Annotated in this window: 3 protein-coding genes; all 3 read left to right on the plus strand. The window is 75.3% G+C overall.

The window, feature by feature from the left end:
- The first annotated feature begins 60 nt into the window (after positions 1-60).
- Genes PV350_RS44800 through PV350_RS44810 form a run of 3 tightly spaced genes read left to right on the plus strand, consistent with a single transcriptional unit; the run spans position 61 to position 4330 of the window.
- On the plus strand, positions 61-666 hold the full coding sequence (locus tag PV350_RS44800) for a methyltransferase family protein (RefSeq protein WP_500339089.1): 606 nt from the start codon (positions 61-63) through the stop codon (positions 664-666).
- A gap of 8 nt (positions 667-674) precedes the next feature.
- The gene (locus PV350_RS44805; RefSeq protein ID WP_500339090.1) at positions 675-3434 is read left to right on the plus strand and encodes a PEP/pyruvate-binding domain-containing protein; all 2760 of its coding nucleotides are present in this window, start codon (positions 675-677) and stop codon (positions 3432-3434) included.
- A complete protein-coding gene (locus tag PV350_RS44810; RefSeq protein WP_500339091.1) occupies positions 3431-4330 on the plus strand; it encodes a UbiA prenyltransferase family protein in 900 nt (299 codons plus the stop codon). Before PV350_RS44805 ends, PV350_RS44810 begins: the two co-directional genes overlap by 4 nt.
- Positions 4331-4592: the final 262 nt, after the last annotated feature.

Consider the following 4592-nt stretch of genomic DNA (forward strand, 5'->3'; position numbering starts at 1 on the left):
TTTTTTTTTTCTAACGATAGACTGGCATTCGAAGTGTAACCGGGTCGCGTGGGCCGGGCGATGTGTATTAGAGACCGGGGCTGGGCCCTGGTCCGCGAGGGCGGCCACTGGTCCGATCCCCGGCACCGCGCCCAGGCCGTGGTGATCGGCCTCTACCTGCTGTGGACCCTCCTCGAACTGCGCGTCACCTTCCGTGCCGCCCCGCAGGCCGGCGGCGGCGACGACCGCGGCACCATGCAGTGGTACGGGGCGGCCCGCGGCGCGGTGGTGGCCGCCGCCCTCTTCGTGGCGCCCTGGTGGCAGGACTGGGGGCCCGGCCAGTGGTTCGGGGCGGCCGTGTTCGTCTGCGGTGCCGCGCTGCGCCTGGCCGCGATCCGCCGGCTCGGGCGCTTCTACTCGCACAGGGTGCGCACCCTCGGCGACCACGAGGTCGTGACCGACGGCCCGTACCGGGTGGTGCGGCACCCCGCCTACAGCGGCATGGTGCTGGCGCACGCCGGCTTCGTCGGGGTCCTGGCCAACCCGCTGAGCGTGACCGCGTTCCTCGCGCTGCTGCTGCCCGCCGTCGTGCTGCGCATCCGCGCCGAGGAGCGGGCCTTGGCCGGCCTGCGCGGGTACGCCGCGTACGCCCGGCACCGCAAGCGGCTGATCCCGGCGGTGTGGTGACCGTGACCGTGACCGACGACAGGGGCCGGCGCGCCCGCCGGCGTCCCAACGCCCTCGTCCCGCTGCTGGACGGGAAACGGATGACCCCCGACGACTGCGGGCACAAGTTCGCGCGGCTCGCCCGGATGCGCGGGGCCGGACTGACCGTGCCCGCCTTCTTCGTCCTGCCCGCGGACTGGCACCGTGCCCTCACCCGGCCGCTGCGCCCGCGCATCGACGCCCTGCTGCGGTCGGCGGACTTCGCCGACCCCGCCTCCGTCCGGGCCGCGGCCGCCGGGATCCGCGAGCTGTACGCCGGCGCGCCCCTGCCGCCGGAGGCCGAACGGCGGCTGCTCGCCGCCTTCGACGAGGTGATCGGCCCCGGCGAGCCGGCCGCCGTACGGGCCTGCACCGTGGGCGTCCACGGGGAGGACTCCGCCGAGGACCCCTTCGCGGGGCTCAGCGACAGCTTCCTGCAGGTGCGCCGCGCCGCGCTCGTCGACCGGGTCCGGGCGTGCTGGGCCTCCGGGCACAACGCGGAGGCCCTGCTCTACCGGCACGCCCGCGGCCTGCCGGTGGACCCCGGCGGCCCGGAAGGCGTCGCGGTCGCCGTCGGCGTCCAGCGGATGGTGCCGGCGGAACGCTCCTTCGTGATGTTCACCTGCGATCCGGGGACGGGCGCCGCCGACACCCTGATCGCCGCGGGCCTCGGCCTGGGCGAAGGCGTGGTGCAGGAGAAGGTCGGCGTCGACCACTACTTCCTGCGCGGCCCGGAACAGCGGCTGGAGCGCGTCGTCGCCGGCAAGCCCGAACGCCTCGTCCCCGACCCGCGGCGCCCCGACGCCGGGCCCGTGCCGCAGCCCGTGCCGCCGGAACTGCGTGACGTCCCCGTCCTCGACGACCCGCTCGTACGGGAACTGGCGGCCCTCGGCCGCACCGTGCAGGAGCTCTTCGGCGGGCGGCCGCAGGACGTCGAGGGCGCCGTCACCGCCGACGGACGGGTGCACCTCGTCCAGTCCCGCCCGGTCGTGGTCGACCTGCGGCTTCGCCGGCTGTGGAGCAGCGCCAACGTCACCGAGAGCTTCCCCGGACCCACCACCGCGCTGACCTACTCCTTCGCGCAGCGGTTCTACCGCGCGATCTTCCACGACCTGTACCGCAGGCTGGGCGTGCCGGCCAGGACCCTCCACGACGACGAGCCGTACCTCGAGCGCATGATCGGCCTGCACCGCAACCGGATCCACTACGACCTGGAGTCCTGGTACCGGCTGCACGGCCGGCTCGCCGTCTTCCCGTGGTTCCGCGCCTCGTGGGAGTCGATGATGGGCCTGGCCGAGGGCAGCGGCCCCGTCGCGGCGCCCGCCCCCTCCCCCGTGCGGCTGGTCCGTCCGGTGGCCCGGGTCGTCCGGCTGGTCGCCGGTCACCACCGGTCCATGACGGCCTTCGAGAAGTGGTGGGAGGCGCTGATCGCCGATCGCCGGGGCGCCGACTGGTCGGCCGTCGACCCGCTGGCCCGCATCCAGGACCACCGCGAGGTGTGGCGGCAGGCCGGCAACCACTGGGGCGTCACCCTCCTCAACGACTCCGTGCTCGGCACCACCGCCGGCATCACCGGCCGGCTGCTCGCGCGCTGGGCGCCGCACGAGGGCCCCGGCCTCCTCAGCGACCTGCTCTGCGGCGACGAGTCCAACCGCAGCAGCGAGGCGGTGATGTCGCTGCTGCGGCTGGCCGGAGCCGTACGCCGGGAACCGCGGCTGTCCGCCGCCCTGCGCTCCGGCGCGGAAGGCCCGGAGCCGGGCCCGGAGCTCTGGCGGGCCGTACGGGACGGCGCGTACGGGCAGGAAACGCGGGCGGCCGCGCTGGAGCACCTCGACCGCTACGGCGACCGCGGCCTGCACGAACTGAAGATGGAACGGCCCAACCTCCGCAGCACCCCCTGGACGCTGCTGCGGATGGCCGGGGAGCACGCCGCCGGCGGCCTCGACGGGCCCGCCCTGCGCGCGGCCGAACTGCGGGTGCGCGCCGCGGCCGAGGAACGGCTGGCCGCCGCGCTCGGCGCCCGCTCGCCCCGGCTCCGGCTGGTGCGCGCGCTGCTGGCGGCCCTGCGCCGGGCCATCACCCACCGGGAGAACTCCCGTTACTTCCGCAGCGAGCTCTTCGGCTACAGCAAGGCGGTCTTCGCCTCGCTGGGCGAGGACCTGCACGCGCGCGGGGTGCTGCGCGACCCCGGCGACGTCGTCCACCTCACCCAGGACGAACTGTTCGGCTGGTACGACGGCAGCGGGGTCAGCGGCAACCTCCAGGCGCTCGCCGACGTCCGCCGCGCCGAGTACGAGGCGCCCGGGCCGGACCTGCCTCCGGGTTTCACCACCCTGGGCCCGGTCCGCGACCGGCTCCCCGGCGGCCCGGCGGCGACGACCGCCGCCACCGGGCACGGCGAGGGGGAACTGTCCGGGCTGGGCTCCAGCGGCGGGGTCGTCCGCGGCACCGCCCGCGTCGTCCTCGACCCGTTGCTGCCCGTCGAACCGTGCCCGGACATGATCCTGGTGGCCCGGGAGACCGACCCCGGCTGGCTCTTCCTCATGCTGGGCGCGCGCGGGCTGGTCGTGGAACGCGGCACCCTGCTCTCGCACACCGCCATCACCGGCCGCAAGTTCGCCATCCCCACGGTCGTCGCCGTCTCCGGCGCAACCACCGCAATCCCCGACGGCGCGCTCATCGAGATGGACGGCTCCACCGGGCGCGTCAAGATCCTGGCGCCCCCGCCGGACCGGGAGGCGGACCGATGAGGACGGCGACCGCACTCTTCCGTTTCACCGTCCAGGTCTTCACCCCGTACGTGTACGTCCCCTACGCCACGCTGTGGGTGCTGTCGCTTGAGGCCGCCGCCGCGGCGGCGACCCGTACGCCCTGGCACCCCGGCGCCGGCACGGCGGTGCGCTGCGCCTCGGCCGTCCTGGTGCTCTTCTGGCTGCGGGTGGTCGACGAGCAGAAGGACCTCGACTACGACCGTGCGCACAACCCGGACCGCCCCCTGGTGCGGGGCACGGTCACCGTCGCCCAACTGCGGTGCGCGATGGGCGTCGTGGCGGTGCTCCTCGTCACGCTGAACGCGGCGCTGTCGCCGGTGTCGCTGCTCCCGCTCGCCGCCTGCCTCGCGTACTCCTGGCTGCTGGTGGTGCTGGAGCGGCGGTCCCCCCGGCTCCGGGACGGCGTCCTGCTCAACCTCGCCGTCACGCACCCGGTGCAACTGCTGCTCAGCGTGTACGTCTTCGTCTCCCTGACCGGCTCCACGCCCGTGCCGGCCCGTTGGCACGCGCTGCCGCTGCTGCTCGTCCCCGCCTGCGTCTTCCTGCACTTCGAGTTCGCCCGCAAGACCCGCTGGCGGTCCGAGCCCGGCTCCAGGACGTACTCGGGCGTCATCGGCCCGGTGCCCAGCGCCCTGACGGCGCTGGGCTGGGCGGTCCTCGCCACCGTGCTGGCCGCGGCCCTGCTGCGCGACCCCCGGGCACTGCTCCCCTGCGCCCTGCTCGCCCTGCCGGTCATGGCGGCGCTGCGCTTCCTGCGCCGCCGCGCCGCCGCCTGGCCGGTGCCCGCGGCGATGGCCTTCGTCGTCGGCTTCCTGTCCGCCCTGCTCACCTCGGCGCTGCTCATCCAGTCCGCCACGCCCGGAGGCCCCCGATGACGGCCCGTGACGACCGGCAACTCCACAACCACCGGGCGGAGTTGCCTTGCGCCCTTCCGGCCCTCCGGGGCTCGGCAGCGCCCGGCTTCCTTCACCACCGCACCGCCGCCCGGCCTGCGCGCTCCCACGCCGCCCCCGGAGGCCCCCGACCACGACCACCCCCAACCACCCACCCCCCGTGCCCCGACCGGCCTTCCGCCCCCCGGAACCCCACCAGCCATCCCCCGCCCCCACCTCGCCGCCCGGCCCGTAAACAGCACGG

Origin of the sequence: Streptomyces sp. PA03-6a (assembly GCF_033792765.1) — a bacterium.
In the GTDB taxonomy this organism is placed as follows: Bacteria; Actinomycetota; Actinomycetes; order Streptomycetales; family Streptomycetaceae; genus Actinacidiphila.

Excerpts from the sequence above, each read along its gene's own strand:
- PV350_RS44810 (WP_500339091.1), top strand. The coding sequence starts at position 3,431 with ATGAGGACGGCGACCGCACTCTTCCGTTTCACCGTCCAGGTCTTCACC.
- PV350_RS44800 (WP_500339089.1), top strand. The coding sequence starts at position 61 with ATGTGTATTAGAGACCGGGGCTGGGCCCTGGTCCGCGAGGGCGGCCAC.